General features: G+C 36.6%; 10 protein-coding genes. 1 reads left to right on the forward strand and 9 read right to left on the reverse strand.

Annotated elements, in window-relative coordinates; genetic code table 11:
* Positions 1-110 precede the first annotated feature (110 nt).
* Positions 111-1,604: a glycoside-pentoside-hexuronide (GPH):cation symporter gene (locus HBB17_RS17475; protein ID WP_167958777.1), complete on the reverse strand. Its 1,494-nt coding sequence runs from the start codon at positions 1,602-1,604 to the stop codon at positions 111-113.
* Positions 1,605-1,615: 11 nt separating this feature from the next.
* Positions 1,616-3,682 (reverse strand): glycoside hydrolase family 3 C-terminal domain-containing protein, encoded by a 2,067-nt coding sequence (locus HBB17_RS17480; protein WP_167958778.1) that lies wholly within the window; start codon positions 3,680-3,682, stop codon positions 1,616-1,618.
* A 10-nt stretch (positions 3,683-3,692) separates the two neighbouring features.
* On the opposite strand from HBB17_RS17480, the gene HBB17_RS17485 reads away from it, so the two are divergent.
* On the forward strand, positions 3,693-4,061 hold the full coding sequence (locus tag HBB17_RS17485; protein WP_167958779.1) for a helix-turn-helix domain-containing protein: 369 nt from the start codon (positions 3,693-3,695) through the stop codon (positions 4,059-4,061).
* A gap of 81 nt (positions 4,062-4,142) precedes the next feature.
* On the opposite strand, the gene HBB17_RS17490 is transcribed toward HBB17_RS17485, so the two are convergent.
* The 7 genes from HBB17_RS17490 to HBB17_RS17520 all read right to left on the reverse strand — a co-directional run bounded on the left by HBB17_RS17490 (position 4,143) and on the right by HBB17_RS17520 (position 17,120).
* A complete protein-coding gene (locus HBB17_RS17490; protein WP_167958780.1) occupies positions 4,143-6,524 on the reverse strand; it encodes an LTA synthase family protein in 2,382 nt (793 codons plus the stop codon).
* Between the two features lie 275 nt (positions 6,525-6,799).
* Positions 6,800-7,225 (reverse strand): hypothetical protein, encoded by a 426-nt coding sequence (locus HBB17_RS17495; protein WP_167958781.1) that lies wholly within the window; start codon positions 7,223-7,225, stop codon positions 6,800-6,802.
* 142 nt (positions 7,226-7,367) lie between these two features.
* Entirely contained in the window at positions 7,368-9,473 is a 2,106-nt protein-coding gene (locus HBB17_RS17500) for an EAL domain-containing protein (RefSeq protein WP_167958782.1), read from the reverse strand.
* Between the two features lie 329 nt (positions 9,474-9,802).
* Positions 9,803-10,696: a nucleotidyltransferase domain-containing protein gene (locus HBB17_RS17505; RefSeq protein WP_167958783.1), complete on the reverse strand. Its 894-nt coding sequence runs from the start codon at positions 10,694-10,696 to the stop codon at positions 9,803-9,805.
* A 25-nt stretch (positions 10,697-10,721) separates the two neighbouring features.
* A complete protein-coding gene (gene uvrA / locus HBB17_RS17510) occupies positions 10,722-13,577 on the reverse strand; it encodes an excinuclease ABC subunit UvrA (RefSeq protein WP_167958784.1) in 2,856 nt (951 codons plus the stop codon).
* Positions 13,578-13,638: 61 nt separating this feature from the next.
* Positions 13,639-15,099 (reverse strand): helix-turn-helix transcriptional regulator, encoded by a 1,461-nt coding sequence (locus HBB17_RS17515; RefSeq protein ID WP_167958785.1) that lies wholly within the window; start codon positions 15,097-15,099, stop codon positions 13,639-13,641.
* A gap of 308 nt (positions 15,100-15,407) precedes the next feature.
* Positions 15,408-17,120, reverse strand: coding sequence for a methyl-accepting chemotaxis protein (locus tag HBB17_RS17520; RefSeq protein WP_167958786.1), 1,713 nt, complete (start codon positions 17,118-17,120; stop codon positions 15,408-15,410).
* Positions 17,121-17,642 lie beyond the last annotated feature (522 nt).

Here is a 17,642-nt window from a genome sequence, read left to right on the forward strand (position 1 = left end):
CTTTTTAACTTATTTTGATAAATTGACGTATTGGAATTATACTTATGCAAAATCTAGATAAGTAGCATCCCCCCGATGGGTTTCTATAAGAGGACACTCCTTCTTTCGTCTTATTTCAGCTTTTTAGCCCCTTCATTTTGTTTGCTATTTATTTCCCTAACCATATTCTCATACATCTCCTCATCAATTTTATATTTCTTATGAATTAATATATAGCAGATTAGGATTGCCACGATTGGTATTACAACCATACCCAATCGCAATTCAAAGGTCTGCTTCCAACTGGTTTGCTCAATGTAAGATGCTGCCCGTTCCAAAACTTCCGTTTTTTCTAATTCTCCTTTTCCTGCTAAGATCTCCAGATTGGTGATTTTCTGGCTAATGGCATAGATTCCACTCAAGATTAATACCAGTGTTACAATCCCCTGGTTAACAGCACTTGCTAACTTAACAGCAAAGGAACGAACTGCGGAGATAATACTGTCATGCCGTTCCTTGTAACGGTACTCATCATATTCAATGGTGTTATTTAACATGATCACGATAACCATATTAAATAATCCTTGGCTAAAAAAGATTAAAAAACCAATTCCATTCAACAGAATCGTATTCTTTGGAAGGACATAATCAAATAATAGAAGACCTATATAACCAAGTATGATGAAACATGTTGTCGCAAATAGTAAGGTACTCCGTTTAAACTGTTTTGCAAGTAAGGGAAATACAACTTGCGAAAGTAATGTACCTAACCCATACATGACCGTAAATAAGAAGATTAAATCCCCACCTTTTGTATAGCCAAATTCAAAATAGAAGAAATTCATACCAAAGATCAAAAGTAATCCACTGGCAACATTAAAGATCAACGTTCCAATTCCTATAACAATCAGTTGATCGTTCCGCGCAAATATTTTGAACATATCTCGTAAAGATAATTTTTCGTTTTGCGGTTGCAGATCTCTTGGTCGTTCCTTTACACCGAGAAATGTTAACGTCTGAAACACAATAAAGCAACAAGCAATAACCAAAGCAACCGTACGATATGCTTTAACCGCATTTCCAGCAACAAGCATTGGGATTGCACCTGCTGCTATAAACTGACCAACACAGCTGAATACACTCATGGTAGTTGCTAAACTATTACGCTCCAATGCATTACTGGTCAGGCTAGGAAGCATTCCCCAATATGCAATATCGTTCATGGTATACGTCATGCCCCATAATAGATATCCAAATCCGAAGAATACTACAAAACTCCACCCTTGTAAACGTACAGAGAACAACAGACTAATTACAATGGCATTACAAATCGCACCTGTTATAATCCAAGGTCGAAACTTTCCATGCTTCAGTTTACTATTTTCAATAATAATTCCCATAAGAGGGTCATTAAAGGCGTCCCAGATCAAACATACAATGATGATTCCAGAAATGGCACTAAATTGAGCAACCGTAAGCTTCATCGTATATTGAATATAGGTAATTAAGAACATACTGACCATAGCATATGCCATATCTCTACCTACTGCACCAATACTATAGGTCCATTTGGTACGAGAATCTAGTTTTTCAGTCTTTGTAATCTGATTTTTCTGTTTTCCCATAATCATTCACCTCATTTTCGTAATAATCGTCCCATTGCTTTGAAACAGTGTCCGTTTGCAATTAATACTAACGCTTCCCCGATCCTTAGCGGAAACATCCCGTCACTTGCACATATTACACAATCCAATGGTCCCTCGCATAATGCACTAATGATCATCTGTACACCTGGATCCGTCTTGGGTTTTCCTTTGTTCATTCTGTAATAAAGTGCTTTGATCAGTCGTAATGCAAGTCGATTTACTTTTGAATGCTTCCCTAAGGTCTGTAAGGAATGATAGATGGTATACTCTCCTTTTTTAACAGCATCAAACTGACTAAACGGTTTTCCATATAGTACTTGGAATGCATTAGATTCAATGGTTTTACCTTTCTCTTGCTCCAATTGAAAATACGTGGCACACTCCGTTCGTTGGTCAACATCATAGTGCACGCCTTCTACTTGAATCTCCTGTTCCAGGCGTATATCCTGGCTGGAAGCGCCTACACAGATCTTATATTTGCCACTTGGCATAATGTATTTTCCTTGTTTCACATCGTATAAGCAAAAACTATCTTCAGGTAATACGATCTCCACAACTTTGCTCTCTCCTGGCTTTAGCTCCACCTTTGTAAATCCTCTTAGTTCTTTATGGGCCCGTAGATAGGTAGATTTTGGATTGACTACATAGACTTGCACAATCTCTTTTCCTATATAATCACCTGTATTAGAAATGGTGCACCGCACCTTCAGCGTTCCTTGTGTATACATTGTCTGCTCTACCTCTAATTGACTGTATGCAAACGTTGTATAGGAAAGTCCATATCCAAATTCAAATAAAACCGGTACATGGAACGTATCATAATACCGATATCCTACAAAGATGCTCTCTCTGTATTCAACGTCATCGCTATCCGGTGCATAGAATTCCTTGTTGGGTACATCATCTAAACTTCTAGGAAATGTCTCGGCAAGTTTCCCACTTGGATTCACCTGTCCTAGCAACAACCTGGCACAAGCCTCTCCTACTCCTTGACCCCCTAGATACATATGCAGTACTGCTTTTACTTTAGGTAAAAATGGCATAAGCATTGGTCCTCCACCCAATGTCACAACAATAATCTTGTTATTCACCGCATATAATCGATTCAATAGATGAATCTGACATTCTGGAATCTGTAATGTTTTCCGATCATACCCTTCCCCTTCCACTTGTTCTGTCAAGCCACCAAAGAATAGTATGGGCATCTGCGCACGAGCTAGTCTAACTGCTTCTTCTTCCAACTCTGGAATTGTCTCATCCTTTTCTTTGTCATATCCTTTCACGTAGGCAACCTCAATTCCACTTTCCTTTAATGCTTCTACTGTATTTTTCGTTTTTGCTGTGGTGATATGACTACTTCCTCCTCCTTGAAAACGCATATTGACTGCAAGATCTCCAATTACAAGCACAGGGCATTGTTTATCCAAAGGTAACACACCCTCATTTTTTAAGAGCACTGCTGATTCACATGCAAGATTGACTGCTATCTCATGTTGTTTTTGATAATCAATGGTTACTTTCTTTCTCTTTGGAGCAAGGGTGGTAACAAGATTTACTACTTGATCAACTGCTCGATCAAGTTCCTCCATCGTAAGTGTTTTCTTCTTAATGGCATCTAAAATCTGCTTCGTATGGATTCCTAAACTATCTGGCATTTCCAAATCCATTCCCGCCTTAATGCATTGCACCACATCTATCGCAGCTCCCCAATCTGAAATCACGGCACCTTCAAATCCCCATTCATTTCGAAGAATATCCGTTAATAGAAATTTGTTCGCACAGGAATACTCCCCATTTACCCGATTATAGGAAGCCATAACCGTCGTTGGTTTTCCCTCTTTTACTGCAATTTCAAAAGGTTTTAGATATATTTCTCGTAATGCCCGATCGTCTATCTGACTATTCATCGTCATTCGTCTTGTTTCTTGGTTATTGACTGCAAAATGCTTTAATGATGTACCTACCCCTAATTGTTCCATTCCCCTTATATACGCTGCAGCCAGTTTTCCAGCTAAGTATGGATCTTCGGAGAAATACTCAAAATTTCGTCCACACAAAGGAGAACGTTTGATATTGACACCGCAGCCCAAAACAGCCGCAAGTAAGATTCATGAAACATACTCTCTTCCCATCAGGCAATGCCTTCATTACATACATCAACATTTACACAATAAAATAACCGTTGCTACATTAGCAACGGTCTGTAATCTCTCCGTAGATTATTGTTCCCTTTTATTCAAAAAAGAAGTAGGAAAAACCATCTCCTCTTATATACGTACCGCAAAACTAGAAGCCACCAAAGTCCTACTTACTACCAATTGTAATTATAGTACAATCTGCTATAATTATGGCTTCTGTTCCGAGTCCTACTATATTGCCTGCTTTAAGAAGGAATATGGCGTCACACCAAGGGAGTATGTTGCTTCTCATACATAAGTTCAACATACATAAATTTAATGATAAATTCAAAAATTTCATTAAGTTCTCAACACGATAATTTTGATGTGAACCCGCTTCTTATTCTTGCACTTGATAATACGCTTTTTTCTTATACTCATCGAACATACTATTATACTGAATAATTTTATACTCTTTGATTTGTTCCGATACCGTTGTAGTTTCATCAAAGGCATGCCATATTCCGTCATTTTTCATATAACCAAAGGCATTAATTGCGGATACATCCTTTTGCAAATTGCGTAGATAATTCGTATAACTTGTTCCTTTTACCCCTGCTTGCTCCAACAGATATGCTCCTAGATAATTCGCACTCATATCAATGTTCTGCTCTTCTCCTGTATATTGGTTGGACCAGATTAGATACGGAACGGTGTATTTTTTCTGACAGTCCTGAATGCTTGAGGAGAGTTCACTATAGATATATTGGCTAGTATCTGTCCTAAAATGTGGCTGATGATCTCCAAAGAAGCATATGATCACCGGTTCATCCACTTCACGAAAATACGCTAACAAGTCTTCTAGCGCATTCACAGATTCATTAATTACGGTCAGATACGTAACAAGGTCAGGATACTGGGCAATTTCACTGGATACCTCAAGTCGTTTAAGGCTTCCTAACTTCGTAATGTCATACCCGCTGTGGTTTTGAATCGTTACATTGAAGATGAAACCTGGTTCTGTCATCGCCTCATATTCCTCAATTACCTTATCGTAACAGGATCGATCACTTACAAGATTTCTGTACTTAACAGGGTTATCAAAATCTTTCAGTGACAGGAATCGATCGAAAGTAAAGTTACGATACACATTCTTTCGATTCCAATTTCTTTCTGCAGCCGGATGAATTGCCAGTGTCTCATAACCATTTTTATGAAAGATTTGTGCAAGATTTGATATACCTTTCATATTGTATAATTCATAAGGATTGGCTCCATATGGCAGGTTACCAATGGTATTCCCCGTTAAGAATTCGAATTCCGTGTTACAGGTTCCACCACCAATTGTTGATACATATAAATTACCCTTTGCCATACAGTTGGTTATGGCATCCCATTTTTCAAAGCAGTCTTGTTCAAGTCCCTTCTCCTTCAACACGGCAAGATTACTAAAGGTCTCATTCATAATGGCTATAACTGTTGGCTTTTTGTATTCCTCTTTTTCATACTCTTCTGTAGTTGTTTCTGCCTGATTCGCATAGATTTCATCGACTACTTGACTGGAGTAATTCGCAGGTTCTTTCACTTGCATATTCTGGAACATCGTTAAGAAGGATAATACAAAGCCACTTCGATAATAGGTATAACGAGGTGTCCAATAATCCATCTTAACTTTAAATTGATCTTTGAAACTAACAGAATGGAAACTAATTACAACAAGAAGTATTGCACCAATGGCACATCCCCTTCCAACCATTCTTTGTTTCTTTGTTCGATGATCTTTGGGAAGCATCTGAATGATTACTAGACAGGCAAGAAACAAGAGCACAACTCGTAATACCGTATCATCCCATGCAAAGTTATAGTTTCCAGCGACCTGGTACGCGGTACCAAGAGAATAAAAATCAGGTGGTACAATTGGTTTCCCTCGAAAGATATAGATGTAATGATCTGCCAGACCAATGAGCAATGCTACCGTATAGTACACATACAGGCTGCCTTTTCGATGTCCAATCAGATTCACAAATATAAAAAGTGCAATGGAAAACAACACCAGATTAATATGTATGTAATAGCTCGACATCTTATTAAGATCCGGATTTGTTACATATTCCACTAGATACATTCCAATAATAGGCGTGATCAGGTAGAACACATAGGGAATTCCACGAATCTTCTTTATTATTGCCAAATTCTGAAGTCTCTGAGGGTAGATCCAACAAATCGCGAGAAACGCAAAGATAGCAACCGCATAGGTAAAACTCTCCGTGCTTTCCTGGCAAATGTTTTCGTTCCTGTAATTTACTTTCATACCATACAGAAAGAGCATTGCAATAAGTACTTTTCCAATCTTAAGGCAGTGGTCAATCTTTTCTCTGTTGCTGTTCACTCTTTTTTTGTTCTTATCTTCTGCTCCCTTTTCGTCTAAATCTACAGGCTCTACAGACTCTGTTATCTCTTTGTCTATTAAATTGGCGTTAATTAATTCGGCGTTCGTTAATTGGACGTTCTTCCTGTATCCACCAGTTTCCTTACTCATAAAGAAAAAGAACACGTATAACAAAATTGCAAGAACATATTTTAAAACGGATCGATTCGTTCCAAATAATGAAAAAAATGGACTCCATGTTTTGTTAAAGATAACAGCAAACAGGATTGCAAGTAAACTCCATTGGAGCATAATTTGAACAATTCTCTTTCGCCGCTCACCCGTGTTCTCTTCTTCTCTTCTTCTCTTCTCAATGTATGCAAAGCAGATGCTTGGACATATAATCAATACCATCAGATCTAGTACACAAATCATTCTTCTATCACTTTCCTTTACCTGTATCATGAATCATAAGATTAGCGCGGCAAATGCCTATTTATGCTTTTCGAGGAATATACAGTAATTCTATTCGTTGAAGAGTTTTTATGTGCATCTATGGTTATTGATACGTCTTTTTTATTCAGACTAGATTATACATTTCTGACTTACATATGTCAATTGTTGTCGATAGCCCCTTTTTAAATTGCACTTCTATAGCTTGGCTATAGCTTTATCTCACTGCTTATTGTTTATTTCTTTAATGCTTGGTACTTCAACATCACTTCTTGTGCTAGTTCTTTATGTGTTTTCCCTAGATTCATTAAATAAGCCACAGTATTCCCAGGATATTCAACAATCTCACCTAAACCAGCTACTTCATAACAACTTCGAACTACATTGATCACGCAATCATCTGTATGATCACTATTACAATCATGGCAAAGAGTAAGCATCAGCGCTACTCCTGTCGTGATCTCATCTTGCTCATAATGCTTCGTGTCCAAAGATGGTATATCATCTGTGGAGATTCCTATCCCTTTGGCCTTAGCAGCAAGACACTTCTCTCTATAGTCTTTCGCAAATGCCATTGCACAGTTTGATGTAGCACATGATAAATCACAAGTGGTACAATCACAAGTGTTCTCAATGCTTTCTTTAATCGTATCAAATATCATTTTCTTTCCTTCTGGAGTCATATTCTCTACCTCACTTTATCATTTGTTTGTCTATTCGAAACAAAAATAAAACAAAAAGTTTGCAATGCATACGATTTCAAGCTTTCTTTTATAGTAGCATATTGGCAGTATGGTGTCAAAACTAACATGGTTCTATACTTGCTCCTATGCCCGACACTACACCTGATGACGTTACATATTTGCTAAACGCTCTTTCTTCATACTCCTTCACAGGCATCGGCTTTGCATAAAAGTATCCTTGGATCATATCACATCCTTTACCTGCTAAGAAATCCACTTGTTCTTTCGTTTCAATCCCTTCTGCTACCGTTCGCATATTGAGGCATTTTGCAAGTTGTATTGTTTCTCCAACGATGATATCACCACGTTTTTCTTGATCTTCTCCGCGGAAGAAATCTGCATCGAGTTTTAAAACATCGAGTGGAAGATCCTTTAATGTATTCAAGGATGAATATCCTGCACCAAAATCATCCATGGATAATTCGAATCCATACTCTTTTAATTTCTTAACTGTATGAAGCAGTACTTTCTTATCATCAAAGAATGCACTTTCCGTTAACTCAATCTCAATCACTTCATGTGGTGTCTGATAGTAATCCACTAGCTCACAGAGATGTTCTGCCAAATGTTCTGTTGTAAAATGTGCTCTGGATATATTAACAGAGACTGGTACAACTGTTTTTCCCTCCTTGATCCATTGTGATTGTAGTTTTGCAACATGAGACACCATATAATCGTCTAACTTCATAATAAACCCATTGTTTTCAAAGATCGGTATAAACTTGTATGGAGTAAGGAACCCCTTTTCTGGACTATTCCACCGAACCAATGCTTCTGCTCCAACAAGCTGATCATCTTTTGGATCGTATTTCGGCTGAAGATATACTTCGAATTCCTCATTAGCCATTGCTTTCTCCATGGCATTCTCAACCCAATTGACCCATTGTTGTTTCTCAACCATTTTCTGGTCAAATACTGCTATTGCATTCTCTTCGTTCTCCTCTAGCGAAGCCCTTGCTTCACTGGCGTAGGTATAACTTTGTGCAATGTCAACATTCGTACGTGGATAAAAACGTCCCGTATCCTTTCGTTGAACCGAATAATTCATATAGATACCTGCATGAAACGATAAATGATTTTTCATCGTAGTCATCGATAGCTTACTTATCAAATATTCGACCCGCTTCTTACATTCTTCCTCATTGTTACATGTAAGCAATAATGCAAAATTTGCCTTCGCATAGCGAGCACATAACTCTTTCTTATCAATCTCTTGATTAATGGTAGAATTGACCAGTTTTAATAGTTCTTCCCCTGCATTTACTCCATAACAGGAACAGAAGCTTCGATATCTTTTCAGTTGCAGATCAATAATTGCATATGTTTTGGCTGCTTGCCATCTTGAAGTAAGAAGTTTCTCCGCATAGTGAAGAAAATATATCCAATTCTTCCCCTTGGTAACCGTATCATAGTAAAACAATTGATACATCTGATGTTGTAAACGTATTCTCGATATAATCTTAATTACTAAGGATATCGCTAGTACAGTAAAAAGAACGAGAAACATAACCGCTAAAGCAAAAATACTGACAAAATCTTCTCCCGTTATGATTAACTCACACGGAACCAATAGGCGTTCCTCAGATGATGCCACTTCCACATCTGTCCAATACGATGCACTGTATACTGGCTGCTTCAACCAGCCTTCCTCTTTCTCACTAATATTTTTCATTACTGCTTTCAGAATCTTTTTCACAGAAACATGAAATTCTCCATCATCTGAAATCCAGTTTTGATCTCCGTTCGTATCAAAGTAATAGGTATTATTCGTCTGTATATAAATTGACATTTCGTTATGTAAGTCAACTGTTATGTCACCATGACTTTCAAGAATCGTATGATCCTTTCCTAATAAAGCAAGGCGATTATAACTGGAATTATTCGCTGCAAGATCAGACAATACTTCTTCTTTACTGGAATCTGATGAAATTCTAGAATCATATAACTTTCCTATGTATTCGGCTTCTGTTGTCGCTTCCTCGAACTTTGTTTGTACAATATCCTCTACAAGTTTTACCGTGCTAACACAGAATAGAGCATTTAGTAGTGCTATATAGAATAGAAATGTTAGAATAGACGGCCATATATGTTTCTTTTTCAGTTTGCGGACTTTATTTATTTTTTGTGTGTTATTCTGTTTCATTTTAAATTTATCTGTTGTATTCACCCCATTGCTCCTTTTCCTTTGTTTTATTCAGATTCCTATGTTCATCAGCAATTGATGTACTAGTCCCCCTTCTTTGGTTAATATTCTACAATAAAACATTGTTAATTTCCACTATTTCTTATTTTCTTACAATTGGCATGATCTCATTCTTTTGTTCTCGTCCTACTAAAAAAACATGGAGAATACAACCGATCTGTATCCATGCAAAGCCGCTACTGCCTTGGGCAATAAACACAATAATAGTAAACAAAAAGAATCCCACGGGGGCGACCGTGGAATTCTTTTTGTTTTACTACCATCATTCGTTGTTTTATAATCAATTTTCTCTATTACTCGTTCTTTAAGCGATAATCTAATCGATATACCGGTTCTTTGCATATCGGTATTTTTTCTTGAATACCATATTGTTCAACAATTCCTACTCTCACTAACCAATCAAAATTCAATCCAAATCCGTGGGGTCGCGTATTATATGTAAAATGCTCCAAATTGCCATGGATCTTCAAATAAGATAGCACTGGTTCATATACTTGTTCTGTCATTGATTCAAGATACTCCACGCAACAATCCAAAATTGATTGCAGTACTTCCTTGGTAACAACCTTATGATATAGCGGATCGTAGATTTTCTCAAATAAGTCCGGATTCAATGCTTTTCCTTGTGGAATCAGCTCCCGTTCAGGAACGAACTTCCTATTAAATATCTCAATCCATGCGATGTTCTCAGCAATCTGTGGGATAAAATATAGCACATTCTCTAAATTATCTTTCACATAGAAGTTCTTTTCTGCTTTGTTAAGATAATAGACGGCTCCAGAAAACCCCAATAGCATCTCTTGCTGTCGCATTACATCGCCAATATAAAAAGCATCCTCCATTAAATCATCTAATAATAAATCTTTTGAAAACAGCTTCGTACTTTTACTAAAAGCTTTCCAGATATAATTATCCGCATCCTGATTTTGAAGAAAGTCTTTAAAAGAACTTAGGGTAAATACGTTCAATATCACATTCATACCTTCATCTGCTAACGGATAGCATGATTTTCCTTTATAGCCATCGTCCAAGATTACAGCAATTTGAATGTCAGACCATTTCCATATCTGGTCATGACTCATACTTCCCAATAAAAACGCTGCAATACATTTCTTATTCTCTAATAGACGATCTTTCACTCTTTCAATAATACGAATACAGTTTTCTCTCAGAGCTGTATTTTCCATATATCGATTCACCTGCTTTTCTATCCTATATATTTAATTGGTACTGTTCCTTTACATACTTCGCTGTTCTTGATTGTGCCTTCCTTAAAAGCTCATAAGGTGTTCCAGAAAACATGATATGTCCACCACATTTTCCTCCCCCGGGTCCCATATCAACAATGTAGTCCGAATTCAAAATGATATCCGTATTATGTTCAATGACAACCACAGTGTTATTGTTTTCTGTAATACGTTTCATTATAGCAAGAATATATTTTACATCCTGTGCATGCAATCCGACTGTTGGCTCATCAAATATGTAAAGAATATTCTTTCTATTTTTGTATCTTGTCATCTCTTTCACGAGTTTCATTCTCTGCGCTTCTCCACCCGATATTGTACTGAGTGGCTGTCCTAACCGCATGTATCCCAACCCCAAATCACAAGCAAGCTGTATTTTCTCATGGATCCGTTGCTGATCGCTAAAAAACAGTAGTGCTTCGCTAAATGTCATATCAAGGACTTGTTTGATATTTCGATCATGATACTTCACTTGCAATACTTCTTGCGTATATTGCTGGCCTCCACATTCTGAACAAACATTTCTAGACTCCCCAAAATATTGTATATAGTTTTCTATATACCCTTTCCCTTTGCACAACGGGCAAGCACCCTTTGAATTAAAAGAAAAATAGGATTTCTGATTCTGTAGCTCATTTCCATCTTCAACATTCCTTGCAAAAAGTACACGGATTGCATCAAATATACCAATATAGGAGGCTGGTATTGAGGTATTCTTCCCATTTAGTTGCGATTGATCAATACAAACCACATCTTTTATTTCTTCGATACCACGAATCGTTTTATATTTTCCAGGAATCACTCGATGATCATGGAGTTGTGCGTACAATATTTTATATAACACATCATACACAATGGAACTTTTGCCAGAACCCGATACACCAGTGAAACAGGTGATTTTACCGGTTGGTATCTTTACACAACCATTCTTTACATTGTTTTCTTCTATTCCATCCAATTGAATCGCTGGGCTTACTGAAAGTGGATTCTTATTGATATGATATACTGGCTTTTGGGTTAAGTATTTTCCTATAATAGAATGTGGATTCTTTTCTATCTCTGAAAGTGTTCCACAAGCTATGACTTCTCCTCCATTCTCCCCTGCTCCTGGTCCCATCTCAATGATATAGTCTGCTGTACGAATAATATCAAAATTATGTTCAATCGTAAGAACTGTATTACCTTTGTCCACCAGTCTTTGAATAATGCGGATCACTTTCTTAATATCTGACCCATGTAACCCGTCGGTAGGTTCATCAATGATATAGGTAAGTCCTACCAGCCCGGAACCCACTTGGTTTGCAATTCGAAGCCTCTGGTATTCTCCCCCAGACAAAGTATCGATCCGTCGTTCAAAAGATAAATATTCCAATCCAATCTCTTCTAATAGCTCTAGACGCTGGTTTAATGCTTTGAGAATCGCTTCAGACATACTATTTGTTTTTATGTTTTGGATAAAATTCTGTAAATCTGAGAATTCCATCTTCCCCAAGTCAAAATAGGTTTTTCCATTCAGCATGGCATATTCTTTTATCTTTTTTAATCTCGTTCCTTTACATTCGGGACAAACTATCTCATGCATATAGGTATTAAAAAACTGTATCTGTGCAGGTGTAAGCTCCGACTGTTGCGTCCAACGATACATATCTTGAATATGATCTAGCACTCCCTGGAAACTAACCAGATCTCCTACTTCACCACGATAATTCGGTATGGTTTCTTCATATCCATCGGGTCGCAACAATGGAAATTTTTCCTCTTTTGTCCCATACATAATGTGATTTTTTGCTTCCTGCGGCAACTCTTCATATGGTTGTTCAAAAGAATAACCATAATGACAGCATAGACTATATAGTAGCATATAATTATACGGATATTTTACTGAATATACTCCCTGAAAGAAAGGACCCTGACATAAACTCTTTTTTGGATTTTGAATGACCTTGGATGGATGAGGAATTCTCTTGAAGCCACTCCCCTTACATTCCGGGCAGGCACAAGATATATCATTGTATGAAAAATCGGAAGCTTCAAGAGTAAGCGTAATCATATGATGTTCTTTACATCCATATTTTGCATAGAATGCTTGGATATTCTCACTGTCATCTCCGATTAGATGAAGTCCAATAAAATGATCTCCATGTTCACTGGCACTTTTTAGATAATTAATATCGCTTTTCTTTAATCTCTTGGCTGCTAGGAACTTACTTTCTACAACCATAATAAATTCGATGGAATCATCAAGCTCAATAAAGTCTCGTAGACTATGTTTTACTTGATCAATATAGATCGATTGATATCCCTTTTTTCTTAACATATCTACTTGTTGCATACGTTCTGTGTTTTTATCAAAAAAGTAAGGGAAGGAGACTTCAACGATGGTATTCGAATTCAAAGCTTCTAGATCTTTTATTAGTGTATACAGATTACTTTGTTCATAGACCTCACCACAATATAAGCATTTGCATTGCCCGTGAACCGCAATCAAACTTCTTAAGTAGGATCCGATGCTTGTATATGTACCGATTGTTGATCTTGGATTATGATTTGGGATTACTTGCTTCAAATTAATTACCGTCGATAAGCCTTCGATTTCTCCTACATCCGGAGTTTTCATTCTAGTAACCAATCCTCTTGTTTGGTCCGACATACAATCCAATAGTTTCTGTTGTGCTGTCGCATATATTACATCATATGCAAGCGTCGATTTTCCTGATCCGCTAACACCGACGATTGCCGTGTGTTTCCCATACGGTATTTCAACATCGATATTTTTTAAATTATTCTCACACACGTTATGTAACTTAATTGCATTTGCCATTTAATCTCCTTTCATTCGTACTCTTTCGTAGTGGCTACTTCGTTCGATTGTTTTGTTCTTTCTACAATGTTACGGTTTTTAAAATCTTTAATGCCTTTTCATCGGAATGCTTTGCTTTTTGAATTAACGAAATGATCCTTCTTCGATTATCATATTCCATAAACTTTTGAATCAGGTTCTTTTGGTTACTCCCTCCACCCAGAACTTCTGCAATCTGCTCTACAATTTTGTAGGTATTATGGAAGATCTGAGATAACTCGATAAACTCCTTATGATGCTCCGTTTCTGTACTAGCAAGTTGCTTAAAGTAGTTAGAAGCAGCCCTTCTGCCATCAAGAAGGCATATAATTGCATCATCATGCGTATATAGCTTTTCAACCATTAAGGAAAGATTACTTGTATCCTGAAATTCCTTCTCATTCATTAAAGCATCTGCCCAGCCATCATACGCAAAGAGTCCTTTCTTGTAGGAACCATATTGATGACCGTCTAAAATCTTGACTGCATTTTGAAGAATTTCCTTCGTACATATTGGCTTTTCGTTTTTCTCTCCCATACAGAATACAGCCTTTGTATCTGTATTCTCCCACCAGTTATCGCAAATATAGTATCCATTCTCTGCAAGCTGTACATCTCCGCCAAATATAGGATCTTCTTGGTAGAAATTCCACCCCATCAGAATGTCTCCGTCTTTTTGATATCCTGTAATAATACCTGCTTCTGGTGGTCCGATGATCCCCAATGCTATGCACGGAAACCCTCGATCAATGTGAGACTTTATAAACTGTTTAAATTCCTCTTTCGTGGTTTTTTGTGTCCGTTCCAATTTCTCGAGTTTTCTACCAAGTGCTTTTGCACCGACCTGATATACATATTCTTCTTCATCAAATGTGTTGGAAACATCCACATTTCCCATATTCCAACATGAAATATCCCATGTTAACCGAAACGCTGCACCACTTGCAGCCATAATAAATGGATAGTCCACATCTTCACCAAGATAGTTTGACACCGATTTTAAACACATTGGATAGGGAGTAAGCCCTTGTTCTCCATGTTCTATCTTTGGGATTCCAAAAAGCACGGTTTCAATCCCCTGTCTGTTTCCGTTTGCCTTGCCAATTGTTGTACTCCCTTTTACATTCTGTAGATTGATCCCATAAACACCATCATAAAGTTCTTCCACTGAAGTATGTGGCCGTAATTTTCGATACTCCATTGGAGTTATGCCTGTAATTCTTCGGAAGGTACGTGTATACGTCTCATGATTCATAAATCCATACTTTACTGCTATATCAAGTACTCGATCCCTCGTATAGAGTAGATCAAACATGGAATTCATAATCTTTCGAATCTGTACATATCTCACCAATGGATATCCGGTTGCTTTTTGGAATATATCACGGATATGAGCATAAGAAAATCCTAGTGCCTGCTCAAAATCATTGATATCTACTTTCGGCTGTTCAATATGTAGTTCAATATACATGACTGCAGCTTTCATTACGGCATAATATTGCAAATGATCCATCTCCTTGTTCTTTAATAAGTTCTCTTCATAAATTAACCTAAGTATAGCACAGCTACTACCATAATTCTTGACGATTTTAAGGAAATAGCAAACGATATTTAAATTACAAAAATTTCCTCGTATAAAGCAAAAAAGGCAGGGGAAATCCCCTGTCTTCGTAAATGCTGCTTGTGACATTGGAATACAACAAAATACCTCCGTGAAAAAATATGTTTCCTATCGTTAGCAAACGTATTCTTATCACGGAGGTATTTACAAGATCTCAAAACTAAAACCCCAAAAAAGCAGGATGCCCTTTATTAATACTTAAATTTATTCATCTCATTATTTAGGTCATTGATTAACTCCATATTCGTGTTAGCCATAGTATGATTGTTATTAATCATATTGCTTAATTGAATTGTTGTATCTGCCACTTGACCAATATTCTTTGTATTTTCTTCAATTGTTTCAGTAACTTCTAGAGTCGCCTGATTTATCTCATTCATACCATCTTCTAGTAGATTCGCTTTTTGTTTCAATTCCGTATAAAGTAACTGAATATCATTGGCATTGTTTTGATACTGATTTCCAACATTCAGTAATTCATTAAATCCACCGATTGTTTTCTCTGAAACAAACTTAATCATATTATCTGACTCTGAGGCTAATTCTTTTACTGCCTGAATAACAATTGCACTTATCTCTTGAATCTCTTTTGCTGTCTGCGCTGAATTATTTGATAATTGCGAAATTTCTTCTGCTACCACAGTAAATCCACGACCTGCTTCACCTGCTCTTGCAGCTTCAATCGATGCATTAAGTGCTAATAACCGTGTTTGGTCTGCTATTTCTAAAATTCTGTTAGATAGTTTTTCAATTTGGGTTACTGCTCTAGATTCTTCTATTTTACTATTCACAGAAGAAGTTATCTGCTCTGTTGTTTCTTTCATTTCTTCTGTTTGTAATTTTGCATTTTTTACTATTGACTCCGCTTGCATTAAAATATCATTTGCTTGCTTCTGGCCATCATCAACTTGTTGATAGATGTCTGCAACATTCTGCTTCATTACGGTTATTGAAGATGCAATTTGTTCTATACTAGCATTCGTTTGTTGCATCATCGCACTCATTTCTTGCATAATTGAAGATACATTTTCAACACCTTCCGTAGATTCTCCTGTTGATTGTTCCAAACTTGTCATTGAATCTTGCAGTTTTTCTGATACTCCTGATATGTTCTTAATAACATCTCTTATATATTCAAGCATTTTATCCAGTTCTCTACCAATTTTTCCAACCTCGTCGTTTGAATTAATATTAACCCTTTGCGTTAAGTCCCCATTATTACTTGATAGATCTTCTAACTTATTTCCTACTGTTTTTAAGCGTCTTAAGATTTTATTCAATATTATAGTGACAATTACTATTGATATACAAGAAACAACAATACAACTTATTGCTAATATCAAGGATAGATGTTTTCTTGCATTTACTACATCCGTTGCATCAAAATCAACTTCTAATATTGCAATAACTTCTCCATCTGACGAATATACTGGCACCGTTGCTGATAATAAAGATCCAAAATCGGTTTTGTCTATCTCATAAGAAAAGTAATCTACATCTTCAAATACGGTCTTAGTAAAATCAAGGTACTCATCGTATACTGGTTCAAATGCTGTTTCATCCGTATCTGTTGTTACTACAAGATATCGAAAGCTGTCATCCATCCTTCCGATGAGATACGCATATGTTATATCCGTTACTTCTTCGGTATAGGCCAGTTTATTAAATATTGACCAGTACGTATCATCTCGTTTTAGATTTTGCGATACGTGTTCTATATCTTCAACTGCTATATTTCCTAAAGTATATCTCGCAATCGACAAAGCCGCGTCTCTTTTCGCGTTAATTAGTTCTTTACTCACACCTCTGTAGACAGATACCCCCATAAATACAAAGGCAAACATATTAATGATTACTATTGGGATTAATAATTTTGTTCGAATGGTTTTTTGCCGTTTTTTCATATGTAACGCTCCCTTTCATCCTATGTAATTCTGAACTATACTTCGTATTTTACAAGTATAATTCTATTCTTTGGTTGTTTAGCCAAATCTTCTTATTTTGTAAGACTATTGCATACAAATATATACTATTTGACTTTCATCACTATGTAAGATATTTGTATATTATACCATATATATTGTATAGTTTCAATATATCAAGCTTCACAGTCCATGCATTTTTTGTATATTATATACAAAAATATTTGTATATTGGTACTAATATGTAAATAATTGATATATCTGATACACCCATACTATTTTATACAATATATACTATAGTAATTCTTGTGTGGCAAAAGCCGTCTGTCAAGACTGACAGGTGAAGCAAAACAAAACACGAAAATAGCGAAGTGGATAAATGATATGATTCCCCTTAAGTAGACAAGGTAAATAACCAAATCTACTTAGGGGGAAATTTTTATGTCCAAATATACGACAGAAATAAGGCTAGCAGCATGCAAAGAATATTTTGATGGAAAGTTA

Source organism: Anaerosporobacter faecicola (assembly GCF_012070565.1).
Taxonomy (GTDB): domain Bacteria; phylum Bacillota; class Clostridia; order Lachnospirales; family Lachnospiraceae; genus Anaerosporobacter; species Anaerosporobacter faecicola.

Coding starts and splice junctions, on each gene's coding strand:
- HBB17_RS17475 (WP_167958777.1), bottom strand. CDS start 1,604: ATGGGAAAACAGAAAAATCAGATTACAAAGACTGAAAAACTAGATTCT.
- HBB17_RS17505 (WP_167958783.1), bottom strand. CDS start 10,696: ATGGAAAATACAGCTCTGAGAGAAAACTGTATTCGTATTATTGAAAGA.
- HBB17_RS17520 (WP_167958786.1), bottom strand. CDS start 17,120: ATGAAAAAACGGCAAAAAACCATTCGAACAAAATTATTAATCCCAATA.
- uvrA (WP_167958784.1), bottom strand. CDS start 13,577: ATGGCAAATGCAATTAAGTTACATAACGTGTGTGAGAATAATTTAAAA.
- HBB17_RS17490 (WP_167958780.1), bottom strand. CDS start 6,524: ATGGTATTGATTATATGTCCAAGCATCTGCTTTGCATACATTGAGAAG.
- HBB17_RS17495 (WP_167958781.1), bottom strand. CDS start 7,225: ATGATATTTGATACGATTAAAGAAAGCATTGAGAACACTTGTGATTGT.